Consider the following 19,791-nt stretch of genomic DNA (forward strand, 5'->3'; position numbering starts at 1 on the left):
ACCTTATGAGGCGTGGACAAAACCCTCACTGAGCGCCCAACCTTTGACCTTGCTCTTCTTCCCCGGCCATTCACGAAATGGTTCGGCGAAAAGGGCTGGCAGCCGCGCGCCCATCAGCTGGAACTGCTGGCCCGGGTGGATGCCGGCGAAAACATGCTGCTGATCGCACCGACCGGCGCCGGCAAGACGCTGGCGGGCTTTTTGCCGTCCCTCACCAGCCTCGTGCGCCGCGGAAAGATGCCGCCGGGCTCCGCCTTTACCGGCATCCACACGCTTTACATCTCGCCGTTGAAGGCGCTGACCGTCGATATCGAGCGCAACCTGATGAAGCCGGTGAGCGAGATGGGGCTTTCCGTCACCGTCGAGAACCGCACCGGCGATACGCCGCAATCGAAACGCCAGCGCCAGAAGCTGAACCCGCCCGACATTCTGCTGACGACGCCCGAACAGGTGGCGCTGCTGCTGGCCAACAAGGAGGCGGAGCGGTTCTTCAAGGACCTGAAATACGTCGTGCTCGACGAGCTGCATTCGCTGGTCACCTCCAAGCGCGGCCATCTCCTGTCGCTCGGCCTTGCCCGCCTGCGCCGCCACGCGCCCGGCATGCAGACGATCGGCCTGTCGGCGACGGTTGCCGATCCGATGGACCTGCAGCGGTGGCTTGTTCCGCAAAAGACCGGCGAGGCGGAGGAGCCGCCGGCGCCGCCGGCGGGGCTCGTGCATGTGACGGGAGGCGCGCCGCCCGACATCAGCATCCTTGAGACCGAGCGTCGCATTCCCTGGGGCGGCCACGTGTCGGCCTACGCCATCGCCGACGTCTATCGCGAGATCAAGAAGCACGCCACGACGCTGATCTTCGTCAACACCCGCTTCCAGGCCGAATTCCTGTTCCAGGCGCTGTGGACGATCAACGACGATAACCTCGCCATCGCCCTTCACCACGGATCGCTCGATGCCGGTCAGCGGCGCAAGGTCGAGGCGGCGATGGCCGACAATCGGCTGCGCGCCGTCGTTGCCACCTCGACGCTCGACATGGGTATCGACTGGGGCGACATCGACCTCGTTCTCCATATCGGTGCGCCGAAGGGCGCCTCGCGTCTGGCGCAGCGCATCGGCCGTGCCAACCACCGCATGGACGAGCCGTCTAAGGCGATCCTCGTTCCCGGCAATCGCTTCGAGGTGATGGAATGCCAGGCAGCACTCGATGCCAACTATCTCGGCGCCCAGGATACGCCGCCGGTCGGCGAGGGGGCGCTCGACGTTTTGGCCCAGCACGTGCTCGGCATGGCCTGCGCCGAGCCCTTCGATCCGCTGGAGCTTTTTGACGAGATCACCAGCGCCTCGCCCTATGCGGATCTCAGCTGGGAGATGTTCGAGCGCATCGTCGATTTCGTTGCAACCGGCGGCTACGCGCTGCGCGCCTACGAGCGCTATGCCAAGATCCGCAAGACGGCGGAGGGCCGTTGGCGGGTCTCCAACCAGCAGGTGGCGCAGCAGTACCGGCTGAACCTCGGCACCATCGTCGAGGCGACGGAGCTCAACGTGCGGCTGGTGAAGCGTAACGCAAAGGGTGGCTTGGGCCGCGGCGGCATGTCGCTCGGCAAGGTCGAGGAACAGTTCCTCGAACAGCTGGTGCCGGGCGATACCTTTCTGTTTGCCGGCAAGGTTCTGCGGTTCGAAGCCATCCGCGAGAACGAGTGCTTCGTCTCCAACACCTATTCCACCGATCCGATGATCCCGACCTATGCCGGGGCCAAGTTCCCGCTCACCACCTATCTCGCCGATCAGGTGCGCAGCATGCTGGCCGACCCCGACCGATGGCATGTCCTGCCGGACCAGGTGCGCGACTGGCTGGCGATCCAGCGGGAGCGTTCGATGATCCCCAAGCGCGATGAGCTGCTGATCGAAACCTTTCCGCGCGGCAAGCGCTTCTTCATGATCGCCTACTGTTTCGAGGGCCGGCTGGCCCACCAGACGCTGGGAATGCTTCTGACCCGCCGGCTGGAGCGCGCCGGTGCGCGGCCGCTCGGCTTCGTCGCCACCGACTATTCGCTGGCCGTCTACAGCATGAACGACATGGGCGGCATGGTCGCCGATGGACGGCTCAGCCTCTCCGACCTCTTCAACGAAGACATGCTCGGCGACGATCTGGAGGAGTGGCTGGCGGAAAGTTATCTGCTGAAGCGCACCTTCCGCAATTGCGCCGTGATTTCCGGTTTGATCGAGCGCCGTCATCCGGGAAAGGAAAAGACCGGCCGGCAGGTGACGGTCTCGACCGATCTCATCTACGACGTGCTGCGCAGCCACGAGCCGGACCACGTGCTCCTGGAGGCGACGCGCAGGGATGCGGCAACTGGTCTTTTGGATATCGGCCGGCTTGGCGATATGCTGGCACGAATCAAGGGGCACATCACCCACCGCGATCTGGAGCGCGTATCGCCGCTTGCGGTACCGATCATGCTGGAGATCGGCCGGGAAACGGTTCCCGGCGAGGCACAGGATGGGGTGCTGCAGGAAGCCGCCGACGAACTGATCGCCGAGGCGATGGGCGAGGGCCAGCACTAGACGGCGATGCGAGCGGTGCTCGACACATCGCGGGGCAGCAAGCGCTGGCCCTGACACACACAGATGACGACGATGATGAATCAGAGACTGGCGTTTTCCGCCGCAGAAATGACCAGCCCCTCAAGCGCCGCAGAGATCGCCGTCAACGGCGTCGCGGCACTGTGCGATCCGCTGGGCGCGCTGTACCTGCCCGATCACGATGTCCTGGTGGTGTCGGATCTGCATCTGGAAAAAGGCTCCGCCTTTGCCCGGCGCGGCATGATGCTGCCGCCTTACGATACGCTGGCCACCCTCAACATCCTGTCCGCCGTCATCCTCCGTTACGATCCGAAGGTGGTCGTTTCGCTCGGCGACAATTTTCACGACCGTCGCGGATCGGCGCTGATGCCCGAGGCGTTCCGGCAGATGATCAACGGCCTGGCGCGTGGTCGCGACTGGATCTGGATCAACGGCAACCACGATCCGGATGGCACGGTCGATCTACCCGGCCAGTCGGTCGACGAGCTCGTCTATGGTGGCCTGGTCTTCCGGCACGAGCCGAGCCTGGTTGCCGGCCGCGGCGAGATCGCCGGACACCTTCATCCTTCGGCAACCGTTGGCCGGCGCGGCAAATACGTCCGGCGCCCCTGCTTCGCGACGGATGGCAGCCGCATGGTCATGCCTGCCTTCGGCGTTCTGAGCGGCGGGCTGGACCTGAAGCACAAGGCGATGCACGGCCTGTTCGACCGTTCCGCGCTGATCGCCCACCTGCTCGGCCGCGACCGCATCTATTCGGTGCGGTTCGACAGCCTGATCGGCTAATCCGACCGCTCCTACCGCGTCAGCTTGGCCAGGCCCTTGGCGAGGATCGGTCCGGTCGGCCGCCCGGTCGGTGAACCGCCCTTCGGCTCCAGCGTGATCTCGTAGAGCTGCGCGTCCTGCGGCAGCGGCAGCGGCGGCGGATCAAGTCGCGCCGACCGCCGTTCATCAAGAAGGCCCATCGACACCGGCCCCATGTCGCGCGACGGCAGCGTCCAGACCTGCATCGTCCGGTCGTCCGGTACGCTGAGGTCGTTGAGCAGCCGGATCACCGCCCGTTCCGAGCCGAAATCTTCGACCACGGCCTGCACATCGCCCGCCTCGTTGACGAGAACCGCCACCACCAGCGGCTCGACCGTGCGCGTCAGGCTGTAGGTCAGGCCCGCCGCCAGGATCAGGCTCGCCGCAAGTCCGGCAAGCGCGCCGGCACGCCAGCGCAAGACGCGGTTGTCGTTGGCCGCAGCAGCATCCGGTCGGTCCATCTCCGCCGCAGGAGCCGTCACAACATCCATCGGCTGCTGTCGCGACAGTTGCGCTTCGATGCGCGCCCACAGATCATCCGGAAGGTCAGTGGGGATTGCCGTCATGTCGAGCGGCAGAAAACGTTCGCGGGCGGCCGCGACTGCCTGGCGGAGCGCCGCGTTGCGCTGCAGTTCGGCCTCGACTTCTGCGGTTTCGGCCTCGTCCAGCAGCCCCAGAACGTAGTCGTCGGCGATGGCGGGAAGATCTTCAAACGTCATGCCATGCACTCCCGAAGCGAGGCGAGGCCGCGACGGATCCAGCTTTTCGCCGTGCCCAGCGGCAGGCGGAGGCGGCCGGCGATCTCGCCGTGGCTGTAGCCGCCGACATAGGCCATCAGGATGCCCTTGCGGCGGGTGTCGTCCAGCGTCTGCAGGCAGGTTCGCAGGCGGCTGTTGCGATCGAGTGCGGCGAATGCGGAGAGCGCGTGCTCCATCTGGTCGGCGTCGCGCATGGCGTCCAGCCGCTCTGTATCGACCAGATCCTCGCGCTTTGCGTCCCGCAGGAGGTTGAGCGCCCGGTTGCGGACGATGGCGTGGATCCAGCCGCGCGCCGAACCACGGTCGGGCGCGTACTGGTGTGCCTTCGTCCAGATGGCGATGAAGGCTTCCTGAACCACCTCTTCGGCCAGGTCGCGCCGCTTGACGATGCGCTCGGCGATCGCGACCAGGCGGCCCGCCTCGCGATCGAAGATCCGCTTCAGCGCCTGCCGGTCGCCACCGGCGCAGGCAGAAAGTTCGCGTTCCAGACCGTCCGCCATTGCCTCCAATGCCACCACCTCAAGCTCCTCGGGCCGTCTTCCCCTTGCATGTCTCATAACCCGATACGCCGGGCAATGCCGCCCCGGATGCAGGTGCCGCAAAAAAAATCCGGAAAATATTCGGGTCGGCTGCATCCAGAGGCCGCCGCCCGTGTGTCTTCGATACAGGAAGGCATTCGGCGACGTCGAGTGCGCTCCTTCAAACAGTCAACGGGAGAACTGACATGAGACTGACCCACACCGCGCTGATCGCATCCGCCGTGCTTGCCGCTTCGGCAGGCGCCGCATTCTCCGCACCGGCCATCGGCCTGGTCGGCGACAAGACGCTGGTCATGTTCGACACCGACAAGCCAGCCGTGTCGCAGAGCATGGACGTCGAGGGCGTGACGAAGCTTGTCGGCATCGATCTTCGCCCGTCCAACAACATGCTGGTCGGCGTCACGGCTGACAGCGTCATCGTCACCATCGACATGAAGACCGGCAAGGCGACCGAAGTTGCCAGGATGGACAAGCCGCTGACCATGGGCGACGCGCCGGTCGTCGTCGACTTCAACCCGATGGCCGACCGCCTGCGCTTCATGACCGGCACCACCAACCACCGCGTCCACCCCGATACCGGTGCCGTGACGGTCGACGGAAGCCTCGCCTTCGAGGAAGGCGACATGCACAAGGGCGAGATGCCGAACATCGCCGCCGCCGCCTACACCAACAGCCATGGCAAGCCGGAAAAGACTGCGATGTACAACATCGACGCAACGATCGGCGGCCTGATCCAGCAGACCAAGCCGAACGACGGAACGCTGAAGGCGATCGGCAAACTCGGCGGCACCATGAAGCCGATGACCTATGCCTTCGACGTTCAGACCACGGCAGACGGCAAGAACACCGCATGGCTGGTCGCCGACAACATGCTTCACACGGTCGACCTGACCTCAGGCAAGGCGACGAAAACCGCCGACATCACTGGCACCAGCGGCCAGATCCGCGACATCGCCATCCTGCCGGCGATGTAATGCACCATTGGGGTCGCCCTTGTGGCGGCCCCGTCAATCCTTGCGGAACACAAGGCTGGCGCCCCAGCCGGTGACGATGGCGATCAGGATGCAGACGAGGCCGTAGCCGATCGGCTCGTTATGCGCGGCATCGGTGATCGCCTGCTCCAGGCCGGTCTTTACCACCCTCAGCGGCAGGTCCTTCTGCATGATCAGGTCGCCGGTCTTGAACAGGTAGGCATGTACGGTATGGACGCCGTCCGGCACATTGGCCGGCAGGCGCAGGGTGGCGCGAAACAGGCTGGGGCTGACGAAGCGCACGCCGGTCGTGTCGCGCTGATAGAGACCGTTCGATAGCTTGAGACGGCGATAGGCCTGACGGAAATCGGTCACCGCCCCGGCATTGCCGACATAGCCGACCGGTGACAGTGTCAGGTGGTCGATGCCGACGCCGATGCGGTTGAGCGACGGTGTGCCCTGGATGTCCTCGAGCTGGCGCGTGCTGGCAATCGAGTAGGATTCCGGCACCTGCTCGAAGATCATCGACTGGGTGTTCATCCAGATCCCGAACACCCGCTCCTTGCGCCGGACGGTCGCCAGATCCCGCGGTCCCTCCAGCGTCACCACCACATCATACTGGCCGATCGCCAGAAACAGCTCGTCGGCATTCGTCAGCGCCCCGAAGATCGTCAGGTCGGCGCCCCGGAAATCCGAGGTGATGGCGATCTCGCCGGTCGAGGTACCGATCTCCAGCCCCTCGCGGACAGTCGGCATTTCGCTGTTGAGCAATTGTGCCCAGGCGGGCAGCGAAACAAGCGTTGCGGCAAGCAGCAGCAGGAGACGGGTGAGGCGTCGGCGGATCATCGGCTGGAAAACCCTCCGACCGAGATCGAGTAGATGTCGTCCGGGGTCAGCACCAGGTCGACCGCCAGGCGCAGGCCAACGGCCAGCACCAGCATTCCCAGCAGTGCCCGCAGCTGTTCGCCGCGCAGTTTCTGGCCGACCCGGACGCCATACTGGGCGCCGATCACGCCGGCAACCATCAGGATCGTCGCCAGCACGATGTCGACCGAATAGTTCGTCGCCGCCTGCACCAGCGTCGTATAGGCGGTGACGAAGATGATCTGGAACAGCGATGTCCCGACCACCACATTCGTCGGGATGCGCAGGAGGTAGATCATCGCCGGCACCATGATGAAGCCACCGCCGACGCCCATCACCGAGGTCAGCACGCCGATGCCGAAGCCGAGCGCGATGACCGGGATGGCGGACAGGTAGATCTTCGACTTCTTGAAGCGCATCTTCAGCGGCAGCCGGTGGACCCAGTTGTGGTGTCCAGGTCGCTTCAGCGGCAGCGGCTGGTTGCGGGCAGCGCGACGCAATGCGCGGATGCTTTCGGCCAGCATCAGGCTGCCGATGGTGCCGAGGAAGACCACGTAGAGGAGCGAGATGATCAGGTCGAGCTGGCCGAGGCGGCGCAGCCAGGAGAAGATCCAGACGCCGACAGTGGCGCCTGCAAGGCCGCCGACCAGGAGCACCGAGCCGAGCTTCATGTCCAGAGAGCCGCGGCGGAAATGGCTGATGGCGCCGGACACCGAGGAGGCGACCACCTGGTTGGCGCCGGTAGCGACCGCGACGACCGGGGGAATGTTGTAGAAGATCAGCAGCGGCGTGATCAGAAAGCCGCCGCCGACGCCGAACATGCCGGAGAGGAATCCGACTGCCGCCCCCATGCCGAGGATGATGAAGATGTTCACCGAGAGCTCTGCAATCGGCAGGTAGACAGTCACGGGCGCCTCACGACAAGCAAAAGCTTCGCCGTCGCGGGCGGAGCGCGAGAGAGGGTGGACCGCCCGTTGCGGCGTAAACTGTGTGCCGGATCAAGGATCTGGCAGATCCCGAACCGGTCTCTCCGTCATGACCTGCGGGCGGTCCGCGAGTCAATTCCTAAACGCGCCGCCGGCGGGCCTTTCGCCGACACCGACGCCTGAGATTGGCGCGAACGACCGAAAGCGCGACGCCTCAGGCGCCCTTCGCCTCGTTCTGTTCAAGCAGCTTTCTCACCAGCGGTTCGCTGATCGTGCCGTCCTCGGCAAGGCCGTTCTTCTTCTGGAAGGCCTTGATCGCCATCACCGTCTTCTTGCCCATCATTCCGTCTGCCGTCCCGGCCTCGTAGCCGTTGCGGTTGAGGATCGCCTGGATGTTGCGGATCGCCTTTTCCATGTCGATCGACGCGGTCGTTAGGCTCTTGCCAACCCATTCGTCGGGCAGGTTGACGCTGTTGGAACGGTCGTCGAGCGGCTGTGCCTTCCACTGCTCCACCTTGGCGCGGGCGCTCTGCAGCTGCTCCGGCTTCAGAGCATTGGCCACTTCGTCACGCTTCTGGGCGGCATCCTTGTCGCCACCCTTCGCCGCGATGGCGAACCACTTGTAGGATTCCTCGAGGTTCTGCGCCGTTCCGTTGCCGCGCGCATAGAGGATGGCGAGGTTGAACTGGCTGTCGGCGACGCCGAGATCGGCCGCCTTGCTGAACCACTCGACCGCCGCCTTGTAGTTGGCGGTGCCGGTGGCGCCGGAAGCGTAGAGGACGGCGAGATTGTGCATCGAGCTGGCATTGCCGGCGCGGGCTGCCTCTTCGTAGAGGCCGGCGGCCTTGGGCAGGTCGCGTGCGACGCCCGTGCCCTTCTCATAGAGGTTGCCGAGCCGGTACTTGGCGGGCGAGAAGCCGCGGTCGGAGGCCAGCTGGTACCAGTGTGCCGCCTGGGCGAGGTCGGTGGTGACGCCACGTCCCTCGGTAAACCGCGAGCCGATCTCGAACAGCGCCTGGGCATCGCCCTTGGCTGCAGCATCCGACAGGGATTTCGGCGCGATGGTCGCAGGGATTTCGATGGCCGGAGCATTGGCTATGCTGTCGCCCGCGGCCAGGTCCGTGCCGGCCGTTGCCGTCGCTTCTGCAGCGGCGCCGGGCTCGGCGGCCAGCGGATCGGCAGTGGCGGCAAGCGGTGCCATCGCGACAGCGCCGACAGGGGCTGCGGTGGAGGTGGGAGCCTGTTCGGCATCCGTAGAGGCGGCAGTCGTGGTCGGCTGCTGGACGGCAGCCGGAGATGCCTCCGAGGTTTCCGGAGCGGCGACCTTCGGCGCGACGGCCGGGGTCTGCGTGTTGGATGCGGCGGCGGGTGCCGTCTTGTCGCCGCGGGTAAGGGTGCTGACGAGCGGCATCGCCATCATCGCCAGGAGGATCGCGCCGACGGCCATGAGGATAGGCCGGCGATGACGGGCGAGCACACCCTGCAGTCCGGCTGCTTGCGGCTGCGGAAGGCGGCTGGCGGCCTTGCCCTTGGCGCCGCGCTCCTGTCTGACGGCCGGATCGACCGGAATGGCGCGTGTCGGTTCGGTTTCCTGCGCCGCCGCCTTGGCGGCCCGACGGGCGGCAGCGATATAATCCACCCGCTCGCCGTCATCGTCCTGCATGGCGGCAGTGGCGCCCTGGCCATTCATCGCCTGGCTGGCGCGCACGCGTTCGAGGATCTTGCGCACGTCGGGCATTCCCGAGCCGGGTTCGAGCAGCTCGTTTTCGTTGCCGTTGCCTTCAGCAGGCTCGACGTCCAGCACTCCTGCCGGATCGATGGAAGGCGTCGGCTGAACCACGGCGCGGGCAGGCTTGGGTGCGTCTGCCTTGGCGCCTGGGCGAAGGCGCTTCGTCAGGCCGCCGAGCAGGCCCTTGCGGGCGGGCTCCGGCTCGGCATGCGACGGGTGCTCCGTCTCCAGCAGTTCCAGGTTGACGGCGGTCTCGGACATCAGTTCGTCGTTGGCCCTGGCCAGAACACCGCGCGGATCGGCAGCGGTGTCGACCGCGGCTGTCGCTGCCATGGGCGCCATTGCCGGGGGTGCCGGCTGTCGGTCGCGGGTCTGCGCCGAAAGCATCGAGCCGGCCCGTGGGACGAAGTGGTGCTCCATCGTGTCCAGTCGCTCGGCGATCTTGACCAGCGTGCGGTGCACGCCGTCGAAGGTCGCCTGCGTCCGCTCATCCGTATTGCGGGCGAGCGCTTCCAGGTGCCGCAGGTCTTCGGCGAGCCCAACGAAGGTCGCCGCGTCCGGTCCGGTCATGCCGCCGGCCTGGCCGTTGCGGGCATAGGTTTCGATCACCGATTCCGCCGCATGGCGTGCCGCTTCGAGAATGTACTCGTCGCTGGTGGCCATGTAGGTCTCGATCGACGCCATGCGCTCGTCGAGGTCGCTCGGCAGGGCAAGGCCGCCCTCATGCCGCGGTTCGCTGAGCAGGGTGGAGAGGTGGGCGATCTGCTTTTCGAGATTGCGGATCGACTGGTTGTCGCCCTGCGGCCCAAGCGACGCCTCGTCGAGCCGCGCGGCAATCTCGTCCAGCCGCACTTCCAGGCGGCCGAAGCCGCCGTGGGTGGAACCATCGGCCGGCGACGGCAGGTAGGCGAGGTCGTCGATACGGCGGGTCAGCGCATCCAGCCGCTCGCCGAGATCCTGGCCCTGCTCGCCCGCCAGCGCATCAATCTTGCGCGACAGGTCGGCGAGGTAGCCGGTCAGCTCGGCCTGAGAGCCCTGCATCAGGTTCGCCGCCAGTTCGTCCAGCCGTTCCTCGAGGCGATGTGCGTCCTGCACCTGGGAAAGGCCGTCGAGACGGTCGGTCAGGCCGGCGATCCGCTCCTCAAGCCGGCGCAGCAGCGCCTGTTCCTCAAGTTCGGAACTGCGCGACCGGCCGCTGACGGCAACCGCCCGACTGATCTCGTCGAGCCGCTGGTCGAGCTGGGAGAAATGGTCGGTGTACGGATCCTGGCCAGCACCGGGGCGGGCGTTCAGCTCCTCAACGGCCGCTGCAAGCATCAGCACCTTGTCCTCGAGTGTCCGCAGCGCGGGGCTGTCGGCCATGGTCCCGAGTTCCGCCTTCATGCCGTCGATGCGATAGGCGAGCGCGATCAGCTCCTTCTGGATGCTGCCCGTGTCAAGATCGAGAAAGCGATCTTCCAGGGCGTCCCAGCGAACTTCCATGTGCTGGATCGAATCCCGCGTCGCCAGCCCGTCGATCATCTGCCTCAGCTCGTCGAGATCGGCGCGCAGGTCGGCGGCACCGGACGGCGCGCGGCGGCTGAGCCCGTCGACGCCTTCGGCCAGTCGAACGAGTTCCTCGCGCAGGTCCTGCGTCAGGTGGCCGTCGCCGGAGATGTCGCGGATCGAGTGAATGTCGCCGCGCAGCGTCTGCATTTCGCGGGCGATGCTGTCGGAGATGTCGCGTTTCAGTTCCTGGCGCAGTTCGGCCAGCGCCCGGGCGATATCATGCACGGCCGGCTGCGGCTGCGGCTGGGTCGCTCGGGTGGCGAACACGTGCGGTTCGGCGTAGGGCGGGCGCACATTGGTCGCCGCAGGCGGGGCGCGACGTGGTTCAGCCGGCGGCCGCGGCGGGACGATGGGGTTTGACTGGGCTGCCGGTGCCGGCTGCGGGTCGACCGGGACATCGCGGCGAACCGGCTCCCGCTGGGCATCCAGCAGGCGCTGGCGCTGGCGGATTTCCTCTAGCATGTCGGTATCGATAAGCAGCGGCTTGTCATCGACCGGTGCCGTCTTGCGGTCCAGATGTCGGGTCGCCTCCGCCACCCGCTCTGACGGCGAGCGGGGCTGGCGTCCGGATGCCTTCAAGAGGCCCTCGATCCGCGCTTCCAGGCCCTCGATGGTGCGGTTCAGCGCGTCGAGCGACGAACCGTCTCCACGAGGCTGGGAATGTAACCGTGATCCGTTCATATCGATCTCGCTTCGGCTGCGCGCGTCCCGAGGGAATTTCTGATGCTTCAGGCGTCGGTCCGGAAAGTGTCGGCATCGGCATCTCGGCGTGGCTGCAGCCTTGAACCATTCGTTCGCGGCGCGCCATGCGCGGGCTCGGTATCCGTGCTTCCCAGCAGCCGAAGCGCAAGACGCCACGACGTAGAGGCATCATGTCGCGAAACGTAGTTAATACTGCGTTAACGCAGCGTCAGGTTTTGCTTCCGGGCGCCTAATAAACGACCTCAGGTTGAGGAAACGCACAGCACGAAATATGCAGGATGCGACGCTTTGACGGGATTGACGTTTACGCGCACGTCAATATTTTGTAGAACCTTGAATGCCGGTGTGTCCGGCCGCTGATCTGGAGGAGTTCGCGCAATGCCCGTCTACAAGGCCCCGGTAAATGACAGCCTGTTCATCCTCAAGGATGTGCTCGGCATCGAGCGCTACAACAATCTGCCGGGCTTTGCCGATGCGACGCCGGAAATGATCGAGGCGATTGCCTCGGAGGCCGCCCGTCTGTCGGAGGAAGTGCTGTTTCCGGTCAATTATTCGGGCGACCAGGAAGGCTGCGTGCGCCACGAGGACGGCTCGGTCACCGTGCCGCAGGGTTTCAAGCCTGCCTATGACGCCTACTGCGAAGGCGGCTGGATCGGGCTTGCCGTGCCGGAAGAATTCGGCGGCCAGGGTCTGCCCTATACCCTGCATGCCATGGTCGGCGAATATACATCCGCCGCCAACATGTCGCTGATGATGTATCCCGGCCTGACGCAGGGCGCCATCGCCGCGATCCTCGTGCATGGCAGCCAGCAGCAGAAGGAAACCTACCTGCCGAAGATGGTGGAAGGCTCCTGGTCAGGCACCATGAACCTCACCGAGCCGCATTGCGGCACCGATCTCGGCCTGTTGCGCACCAAGGCCGTGCCGCAGGGTGACGGATCCTACAAGCTCTCCGGCCAGAAGATCTTCATCTCCGCCGGCGAACACGACATGACCGACAACATCGTCCATCTGGTGCTTGCCCGCATCGAGGGCGCTCCGGCCGGTACCAAGGGCATCTCGCTGTTCATCGTGCCGAAATTCCTCGTCAACGAGGATGGCTCGATTGGCGACCGCAACGGCGTCGCCTGCGGTGCCATCGAGCACAAGATGGGCATTCACGGCAACGCCACCTGCGTCATGAACTACGACGATGCCACGGGCTACCTGATCGGCGCAGAGAACCGCGGCCTGAACGCCATGTTCGTGATGATGAACGAGGCGCGTCTCGGCGTCGGCCTGCAGGGTCTGGCGATTTCAGAAATCGCCTACCAGAATGCTGTCGCCTACGCCAAGGATCGCCTGCAGGGCCGCTCGCTGTCAGGTCCCAAGGCGCCGGAAAAGTCGGCCGATCCGATCATCGTCCACCCCGATATCCGCCGCACGCTGATGACAATCAAGGCCTTTAACGAGGCCGGTCGCGCCTTCATGCTGTGGACGGCGCTGAAATCGGACATCGCCCACCGCTCCACCGACGAGAAGGAGCGCCAGGACGCCGACGATCTGCTCGGCCTTGCCACCCCGATCCTGAAGGGCGTCCTCACCGACAAGGGTTTTGACCACGCGGTGATGGCCCAGCAGGTCTATGGCGGCCACGGCTACATCGAGGAATGGGGCATGAGCCAGTATGTCCGCGATGCCCGCATCGCGATGATCTACGAAGGTGCGAACGGCATCCAGGCGCTCGATCTAGTCGGTCGCAAGCTGGCGCTGAATGGCGGCCGCGCGGTGATGGCAGCATTCAAGGAGATCGGTGATTTCTGCGAGGAGAACCGCGACAACGAGCAGATGGCGCCGTTCACCAAGGCCCTGAAGAAGGGCTTGAACGACCTGCAGGCGTCCACCATGTGGTTCATGCAGAACGCCATGGCCAAGCCCGACAATGCCGGTGCCGGCTCGACCGACTACATGCACCTCTTCGGCATCGTCATGCTCGGCTACATGTGGGCGAAGATGGCCAAGGCGGCGCAGGACCTGACGGCCGCCGGCGACGAACGCACCGATTTCCTCGCCGCCAAGCTTGTCACGGCGCGCTTCTACATGGACAAGATCATGCCGGAGACGCAGCTTCGCAAGGTCCGCATCGAAGCTGGCAGCGACACACTGATGGAACTGGCCGCGGAAGCATTCTGATTGCCGACGGCTCGCTAAAGTTATATCTTTGTATAACTTTCCTTGGAGGCAGACATGGCAGTATCGACTTTGCGCAATGTCGGCGGCTCGGTGATGATGGCGATCCCCAAGTCGGTGCTTGAAGAGTTGGGGATTGCTGCCAACACAAAGGTGGAGGTGTCGGCTGAGGGTGGAAGAGTTGTTGCTGTGCCCCAGACGCGGACCAAATACACGCTGGAGGAGCTTCTGGCTCAATGCGACCCTGAGGCACCCTGGTCTGAAGACGAACTCGAATGGATGAACGCTCCCTCGGTCGGCCGTGAGATTATCGACTGATGGAGCGAGGAGACATCTGGTTTGCAGATCTGGAGCCGACTAGGGGGCGTGAGCAGGCCAAGGCGCGCTACGTCATGATCGTCTCGCAACGAGGCTTCAACCAACTCGGCGTCCAGTTGATTGCCCCCATCACTTCAGGTGGCGAGTTTGCGAGAGCGAGAGGCTTCACGGTTTCGCTTTCGGGTGCGGGAACCAGGGCGACGGGCGTGATCCTCTGCCACCAGATCAGGACGATTGATCTGAAGGCTCGAGAAGGCCGCTTTGTCGAAAGGGCTCCCGATTTCATCGTGGCGGAAGTGCTGGGCCGGGTCGCGGCCTTGTTGGATTAGCCGCAGCAAGAATTTATGGGCGCCCTGCGCGCCAGCAAGGGAGAGAAACAATGACCGAAGTCTTCATCTACGACCACGTGCGCACGCCGCGCGGCCGTGGCAAGAAGGATGGATCGCTGCACGAGGTGCCCTCCGTCCGGCTCGCCGCGAAAACGCTGGAAGCCATCCGCGACCGCAACGGGCTCGACACATCGACCGTTGACGACATCATCATGGGCTGCGTCGATCCGGTCATGGATGCCGGCGCCGTCATCCCCAAGGCCGCCGCCTTCGAGGCCGGCTATTCCAACAGGGCGCCCGGCATGCAGATCTCGCGCTTCTGCGCCTCGGGTCTGGATGCGGTCAACTTCGGTGCCGGCAAGGTAATGGCAGGCTCCGACGACATCGTCATCGCCGGTGGTGTGGAATCGATGTCGCGCGTCGGCATGGGCATGTCCGGCGGCTCCTGGTACATGGATCCCTCGGTCAACTTCCCCGGCTACTTCATGCCGCAGGGCGTATCGGCCGATCTCATCGCCACCAAGTACGGCTTCTCACGCGACGACGTCGATGCCTATGCGGTGGAAAGCCAGAAGCGTGCCGCCAATGCCTGGGAAAAGGGCTACTTCTCGAAGTCCGTCATTCCGGTGAAGGACCAGAACGGCCTGACCATCCTCGACCGCGACGAGCACATGCGGCCCGAGACGAACATGCAGTCGCTCGCAGCCCTCAACCCCTCCTTCCAGATGCCCGGCGAAATGGGCGGTTTCGAAGCCGTCGGCCTGCAGGCGCATCCGGAAGTCGAGCGCATCACCTATGTCCACCATGCCGGCAACTCGTCGGGCATCGTCGATGGGGCGGCTGCCGTCCTCCTCGGCTCCAAGGCCGGTGGAGAATCGATGGGCCTGAAGCCGCGCGCCCGCATCCGCTCGTTCACCAATATCGGTTCCGACCCGGCGCTGATGCTGACCGGCCCGGTTGACGTGACGCAAAAGCTTCTGAAGCGCACCGGCATGTCGCTTGCCGATATCGACCTGTTCGAGCTGAACGAAGCCTTCGCTGCCGTCGTGCTCCGCTATATGCAGGCGTTTGAGATTTCCCACGACAAGATGAACGTCAACGGCGGCGCCATCGCCATGGGCCATCCGCTGGGCGCCACCGGCGCGATGATCCTCGGCACGGTTCTGGACGAGCTGGAGCGCCGCGATCTCAACACCGCGCTCGTCACGCTCTGCATCGGCGCCGGCATGGGCACCGCCACCGTCATCGAAAGGGTCTGACCATGAGCTTCAACACCGGCACCATCGAAGACGAATACGCCCATGTCGCCGACCATTGGTCGCCGCGGGTCATCGCCGACCTGAACGGCCAGAGCCTCAAGGTGGCCAAGGTCAAGGACCAGTTGACCTGGCACTCCCACCGCGACGAGGACGAGCTGTTCCTGATCTGGAAAGGCGCGCTCACCATCGAATATCGCGACCGGCCGCATGTCCACCTGAAGGCAGGCGATTTCCATGTCGTGCCGAAGGGTGTCGAGCACAATCCGGTTGCCGCCGAGGAATGCTGGATCATGCTGTTCGAGCCGTCCGAGACGAAACATACCGGCGATGTCGTGGTCGAAAAGACCAAGACACTGGATGCGCAGCGCAGCCATCTTTCGGCCTGAGCGGGGAGGAGAACCCATGACCTACACCAATTTCACCGTCGAGACCGACGCAGACGGCATCGCCCTCGTCACCTGGGACATGCCGGGCAAATCGATGAACGTCTTCACCGTCGAGGTGATGCAGGAGATTGATGCGATCGTCGATGCGACCGTCAAGGACGAGGCCGTCAAAGGTGTCGTCTTCACCTCCGGCAAGCCGACCTTTTCCGGTGGCGCCGATCTTACCATGATCCGCGGCATGTTCACGCTGCTCCAGGAAGAGCAGGCGAAGAACCCCGAAACCGCCATGCAGAAGCTGTTCGACGAAGCCGGCCGGATGACCTGGCTGTGGCGAAAGATCGAGACCAACGGTAAGCCCTGGGTTGCCGCCATCAACGGCGTGTGCATGGGAGGCGCTCTGGAACTGTCGCTCGCTTGCCACGGCCGCGTGGTCTCCAACGCCAAGTCGGTCAAGCTGGCGCTGCCGGAAGTCAAGGTCGGCATCTTCCCCGGCGCCGGCGGCACGCAGCGTGTCTCGCGTCTCGCCAACACGCAGGATGCCCTGCAGATGATGACGACCGGCCAGACGCTGACCCCGCAGCGCGCCAAGGCCATGAATCTCGTCCATCAGGTGGTCGAGCCGGACCAGCTGGTAACCGCCGCCAAGCAGATGATCAAGGATGGGCTGAAGCCGGTCGCGCCCTGGGACGAAAAGGGCTTCAAGGTTCCCGGCGGCGGTATCTGGACGCCGGCTGCCGCCCAGCTCTGGCCGGCCGCTCCCGCGATCCTGCGCCGCGAAACTGCCGGCAATTATCCCGGTGCGCTCGCCATCCTCAAATGCGTCTATGAAGGGCTGCAACTGCCCTTCGACACGGCGCTGAAGGTCGAGCAGCGATACTTCGCGCAGATCCTGCGCACCACCGAAGCCTTCTCGATGATCCGTTCGCTGTTCATCTCTATGCAGGAACTCGGCAAGGGCGCCCGCCGCCCGGCCGGCATCGAGAAAAACAAGCTCCAAAAGATCGGCGTCGTCGGCGCCGGCTTCATGGGCGCCTCAATTGCCTATGTCACGGCCGCCGCCGGCATCGCCGTGTCGCTGATCGACCGCGACGATGAGGCTGCCGCCAAGGGCAAGGCCCATTCTGAAAAGCTGGTGGCGGACCAGGTCGGTAAGGGACGAATGACCAAAGAAGACGGCGAGAAGCTACTGTCGCTGATCACTCCGACCGCCGATTATTCCACCCTGTCGGATGTCGCGCTGGTCGTCGAAGCCGTCTTCGAAGACCGCCAGGTCAAGAAGGACGTCATCGAAAAGGTCGAGGCCGTGCTGCCGGAAGGCGCGATCTTTGCCTCCAACACCTCGACGCTGCCGATCACCGGTCTTGCCAAGAACTCGAAGCGGCCGAAGCAGTTCATCGGCGTGCATTTCTTCTCGCCGGTCGAAAAGATGATGCTGACGGAAGTCATTCTCGGCGAGGAGACCGGTGACGAGGCTCTGGCCGTGGCGCTGGACTTCGTCTCGCAGATCAAGAAGACTCCCATCGTTGTCAACGATACCCGCGGCTTCTACGTCAACCGCTGCGTCTTCCGTTACATCAACGAAGCCTATGACATGCTGATCGAGGGCGTGCCGGCGGCGATGATCGAGAATGCCGCCAAGATGGCTGGCATGCCGGTCGGGCCGCTGTCGCTCAACGACGAAGTGGCGGTCGATCTTTCCCAGAAGATCATGAAGGCCTCGATTGCCGATCTGGGCGAAGCCTCGGTGAGACCGGAGCACATGTCGCTCATCGACAAGATGGTCGACGAACTTGATCGCCGCGGCCGCAAGAATACCAAGGGCTTCTACGATTATCCGGCAAAGCCCGCCAAGAAGTCGCTCTGGCCGGGCCTCAAGGACCTCTATCCGCAAAAGCCGGCAGCGGACGTGGATGTGAATGTGCTGAAGCAGCGCCTTCTCGTCACCATCGCTTTGGAAGCGGCCCGCACCATGGAAGAGGGCATCGTCACCGATCCGCGCGAGGCCGATGTCGGCTCCATCCTCGGCTTCGGTTTCGCGCCCTATACCGGCGGCACGCTGTCCTACATCGACGGCATGGGGGTGAAGACTTTCGTGGCACTCTGCGAGACGCTGGCTGCCCAGTACGGTGACCACTTCAAGCCGACGCCGCTGCTCATCGACATGGCCGCCAAGGGCGACACCTTCTACACCCGCTTCGATCCCTACGGCGCGGTAGAGAAGGCGGCGTAAGCCACCACTGCCCTCTCAATGTTGAAACAGGCCCTCCGGGGCCTGTTTCCGTTCTTGCAAGCGCTTTGGGCTCAGGCAAACACCCGGCGCAGTGGCGCGATGTTGCGGATGATCATGAGGTCGACGACAATCATCGCCAGGATCAGTAGGCCCGACAGCGGAAACAGCACGCCGAAGACGATCGCCATCCCCCACAGTGCTCCATAGACCCGCCGGCTCGTCGGGTAGGGCGGCACGCCGAGGCGCCCCTCCGGCCGGCGCTTCAGCCACATGACGACCGCGGCGACCGAAGACAGGATGATGGCCAGGCACGTCGCCAGCATCACCAGCTGGTTCACCAGTCCGAATTCCTGCCCCATGTGGATGTTGATGCCGAGTTCCGTCAGCCTGGCGAGCGAGCCGTAATCGGCGTAGCTGATGTCGACGATCGGCTCCCCGGAAAACTGGTCGATGTGCATCGTGCGTGCCTCCTGCAGGTCGTCCGGGAAGACGGCAGCGGTGTAGACGCCCTTGTCATCGGCCGGAACCGTCACCTCGAATGCCGACGCCAGGCCCCGCGCACGGGCGGTTTCCACCGCCCTGTCGAGGCCGACCGGTTGCATGGGGCTGGTCGGCTGCATGTGCATGTGATCCATCGCAGCGGGCACGGCCGTCGACACCGGCATCGGCGATTTTTCCATCGTCCAGCCGACGCTCGCCAGCGCATGCTCGGCGTGTTCGCCCGAGGTTGGCACATTGTCCCAGAGCGCGGCCGGATAGCCGGTGCCTGTGGCCGTCGCGATCTGCGTCAGCTTGCCGCCCCAGAACGACGACCATGGCAGGCCGGATAGCGCGAGGAAGGCGATGAGCACGCCGGCAAAGGCGCCGGTGACGGCATGCGTGTCGCGCCAGAAGACCCGTTTGGAGGGCGTGCCGCGGACGCTGACGACGCCGCCCGTCTGCCGGCGTGGCCACCAGAGATACAACCCGGAAACGACGAGGATGATGGCGAAGCCCGCCATCGCCTCGATCACCCGGTTCGCATAGGCGCCGAAATATTCAAGGCTGTGTAGCTTGCGGACCACCTCGTTGAACTCGTTGGTCTTGGCGACCCTATCGAGAACCTTGCCGGTGTAGGGATCGACGAAGACATAGGTGGTGCCGCCATCGGCGCGTAGCGAGATGCGTGCAGATCCGGTCGGCCCCGACGGCTCCCGGTAGGCCGTAAGGGTCGAGCCTAGCACGCTGGCCGTGGCCGTGTCAGCGAGCGTCATGGGTGACAGCGGGTGCGTCGCTTGCTGGGTGACGACATTGCGCCAGGCAAAGGCGGTGTTGTCGATCTCGTCGCGGAACAGGTACAGCGAGCCGGTGACGGCAAGCAGGATCATGAATGGCACGGCGATCAGGCCGGCATAGAAGTGCCAGCGCCAGATGGCACGGTAGGTGTCGATGGACAGCGTCGAAACGCCTGCCGGCGACGATGCGGAAATTTCGGTCATGTGAGAAACCTCGAAACCGGAACACGATGCGCCCGCGCGGCCATCGTGGATGGCATGGCGATGGGAACGTGTCCGACTGAACTAGGGCTTGGCCCGGGCGGTTCAGGTCATCAAGGAAATTGGTGGCTGTTGATTTCCACTGAGAGCTGACCCGGCGTTTCCACCGAGAATTGACCCGCCTTTAGGTATCGTTCGTGTTGTTGG

General features: G+C 64.6%; 15 protein-coding genes. 9 read left to right on the forward strand and 6 right to left on the reverse strand.

Going from position 1 to position 19,791, the window contains the following annotated elements:
- Positions 1 to 12 precede the first annotated feature (12 nt).
- Positions 13 to 2,562: a ligase-associated DNA damage response DEXH box helicase gene (locus tag ACR65N_RS17970; RefSeq protein WP_440458106.1), complete on the forward strand. Its 2,550-nt coding sequence runs from the start codon at positions 13 to 15 to the stop codon at positions 2,560 to 2,562.
- 72 nt (positions 2,563 to 2,634) lie between these two features.
- Entirely contained in the window at positions 2,635 to 3,363 is a 729-nt protein-coding gene (gene pdeM / locus ACR65N_RS17975) for a ligase-associated DNA damage response endonuclease PdeM (protein ID WP_440458107.1), read from the forward strand.
- A gap of 11 nt (positions 3,364 to 3,374) precedes the next feature.
- Here the strand turns inward: pdeM and ACR65N_RS17980 are convergent, their stop codons facing one another.
- Entirely contained in the window at positions 3,375 to 4,100 is a 726-nt protein-coding gene (locus ACR65N_RS17980) for an anti-sigma factor (RefSeq protein WP_440458108.1), read from the reverse strand.
- Positions 4,097 to 4,639, reverse strand: coding sequence for a sigma-70 family RNA polymerase sigma factor (locus ACR65N_RS17985; RefSeq protein WP_440458136.1), 543 nt, complete (start codon positions 4,637 to 4,639; stop codon positions 4,097 to 4,099). The genes ACR65N_RS17980 and ACR65N_RS17985 overlap by 4 nt, the downstream gene beginning before the upstream one ends.
- 224 nt (positions 4,640 to 4,863) lie before the next feature.
- Between ACR65N_RS17985 and ACR65N_RS17990 the strand changes: the two genes are divergently transcribed.
- Positions 4,864 to 5,652 carry a DUF4394 domain-containing protein gene (locus ACR65N_RS17990; protein ID WP_440458109.1) on the forward strand — a complete coding sequence of 263 codons (789 nt, stop codon included), beginning with the start codon at positions 4,864 to 4,866 and terminating at the stop codon, positions 5,650 to 5,652.
- A 33-nt stretch (positions 5,653 to 5,685) separates the two neighbouring features.
- Here the strand turns inward: ACR65N_RS17990 and ACR65N_RS17995 are convergent, their stop codons facing one another.
- The 3 genes from ACR65N_RS17995 to ACR65N_RS18005 all read right to left on the reverse strand — a co-directional run bounded on the left by ACR65N_RS17995 (position 5,686) and on the right by ACR65N_RS18005 (position 11,397).
- The gene (locus tag ACR65N_RS17995; protein WP_440458110.1) at positions 5,686 to 6,495 is read right to left on the reverse strand and encodes a TIGR02186 family protein; all 810 of its coding nucleotides are present in this window, start codon (positions 6,493 to 6,495) and stop codon (positions 5,686 to 5,688) included.
- Entirely contained in the window at positions 6,492 to 7,421 is a 930-nt protein-coding gene (locus ACR65N_RS18000) for a sulfite exporter TauE/SafE family protein (protein WP_430306016.1), read from the reverse strand. The genes ACR65N_RS17995 and ACR65N_RS18000 overlap by 4 nt, the downstream gene beginning before the upstream one ends.
- 232 nt (positions 7,422 to 7,653) lie before the next feature.
- Positions 7,654 to 11,397 (reverse strand): peptidoglycan-binding protein, encoded by a 3,744-nt coding sequence (locus ACR65N_RS18005; protein WP_440458111.1) that lies wholly within the window; start codon positions 11,395 to 11,397, stop codon positions 7,654 to 7,656.
- A 399-nt stretch (positions 11,398 to 11,796) separates the two neighbouring features.
- On the opposite strand from ACR65N_RS18005, the gene ACR65N_RS18010 reads away from it, so the two are divergent.
- The 6 genes from ACR65N_RS18010 to ACR65N_RS18035 are packed head-to-tail and all read left to right on the forward strand — an operon-like array spanning position 11,797 to position 18,109.
- Positions 11,797 to 13,590, forward strand: a complete 1,794-nt coding sequence (locus ACR65N_RS18010; RefSeq protein ID WP_440458112.1) for an acyl-CoA dehydrogenase C-terminal domain-containing protein — start codon at positions 11,797 to 11,799, stop codon at positions 13,588 to 13,590.
- Positions 13,591 to 13,644: 54 nt separating this feature from the next.
- The gene (locus ACR65N_RS18015) at positions 13,645 to 13,905 is read left to right on the forward strand and encodes an AbrB/MazE/SpoVT family DNA-binding domain-containing protein (RefSeq protein WP_440458113.1); all 261 of its coding nucleotides are present in this window, start codon (positions 13,645 to 13,647) and stop codon (positions 13,903 to 13,905) included.
- On the forward strand, positions 13,905 to 14,234 hold the full coding sequence (locus ACR65N_RS18020) for a type II toxin-antitoxin system PemK/MazF family toxin (protein WP_440458114.1): 330 nt from the start codon (positions 13,905 to 13,907) through the stop codon (positions 14,232 to 14,234). Before ACR65N_RS18015 ends, ACR65N_RS18020 begins: the two co-directional genes overlap by 1 nt.
- A 50-nt stretch (positions 14,235 to 14,284) precedes the next feature.
- On the forward strand, positions 14,285 to 15,493 hold the full coding sequence (locus ACR65N_RS18025; RefSeq protein ID WP_440458115.1) for an acetyl-CoA C-acetyltransferase: 1,209 nt from the start codon (positions 14,285 to 14,287) through the stop codon (positions 15,491 to 15,493).
- A 2-nt stretch (positions 15,494 to 15,495) separates the two neighbouring features.
- Positions 15,496 to 15,879 (forward strand): cupin domain-containing protein, encoded by a 384-nt coding sequence (locus ACR65N_RS18030; protein WP_430306012.1) that lies wholly within the window; start codon positions 15,496 to 15,498, stop codon positions 15,877 to 15,879.
- Positions 15,880 to 15,895: 16 nt separating this feature from the next.
- Entirely contained in the window at positions 15,896 to 18,109 is a 2,214-nt protein-coding gene (locus tag ACR65N_RS18035; protein WP_440458116.1) for an FAD-dependent oxidoreductase, read from the forward strand.
- Positions 18,110 to 18,180: 71 nt separating this feature from the next.
- Here ACR65N_RS18035 and ACR65N_RS18040 read toward each other — a convergent pair whose 3' ends face one another.
- On the reverse strand, positions 18,181 to 19,587 hold the full coding sequence (locus ACR65N_RS18040) for a PepSY-associated TM helix domain-containing protein (protein ID WP_440458117.1): 1,407 nt from the start codon (positions 19,585 to 19,587) through the stop codon (positions 18,181 to 18,183).
- Between the last annotated feature and the right edge of the window lie 204 nt (positions 19,588 to 19,791).

This window comes from Rhizobium sp. SAFR-030 (assembly GCF_059415005.1).

Excerpts from the sequence above, each read along its gene's own strand:
- pdeM (WP_440458107.1), top strand. The coding sequence starts at position 2,635 with ATGATGAATCAGAGACTGGCGTTTTCCGCCGCAGAAATGACCAGCCCC.
- ACR65N_RS17980 (WP_440458108.1), bottom strand. The coding sequence starts at position 4,100 with ATGACGTTTGAAGATCTTCCCGCCATCGCCGACGACTACGTTCTGGGG.
- ACR65N_RS17985 (WP_440458136.1), bottom strand. The coding sequence starts at position 4,639 with ATGGCGGACGGTCTGGAACGCGAACTTTCTGCCTGCGCCGGTGGCGAC.
- ACR65N_RS17990 (WP_440458109.1), top strand. The coding sequence starts at position 4,864 with ATGAGACTGACCCACACCGCGCTGATCGCATCCGCCGTGCTTGCCGCT.
- ACR65N_RS17995 (WP_440458110.1), bottom strand. The coding sequence starts at position 6,495 with ATGATCCGCCGACGCCTCACCCGTCTCCTGCTGCTGCTTGCCGCAACG.
- ACR65N_RS18005 (WP_440458111.1), bottom strand. The coding sequence starts at position 11,397 with ATGAACGGATCACGGTTACATTCCCAGCCTCGTGGAGACGGTTCGTCG.
- ACR65N_RS18010 (WP_440458112.1), top strand. The coding sequence starts at position 11,797 with ATGCCCGTCTACAAGGCCCCGGTAAATGACAGCCTGTTCATCCTCAAG.
- ACR65N_RS18015 (WP_440458113.1), top strand. The coding sequence starts at position 13,645 with ATGGCAGTATCGACTTTGCGCAATGTCGGCGGCTCGGTGATGATGGCG.
- ACR65N_RS18020 (WP_440458114.1), top strand. The coding sequence starts at position 13,905 with ATGGAGCGAGGAGACATCTGGTTTGCAGATCTGGAGCCGACTAGGGGG.
- ACR65N_RS18025 (WP_440458115.1), top strand. The coding sequence starts at position 14,285 with ATGACCGAAGTCTTCATCTACGACCACGTGCGCACGCCGCGCGGCCGT.
- ACR65N_RS18030 (WP_430306012.1), top strand. The coding sequence starts at position 15,496 with ATGAGCTTCAACACCGGCACCATCGAAGACGAATACGCCCATGTCGCC.
- ACR65N_RS18035 (WP_440458116.1), top strand. The coding sequence starts at position 15,896 with ATGACCTACACCAATTTCACCGTCGAGACCGACGCAGACGGCATCGCC.
- ACR65N_RS18040 (WP_440458117.1), bottom strand. The coding sequence starts at position 19,587 with ATGACCGAAATTTCCGCATCGTCGCCGGCAGGCGTTTCGACGCTGTCC.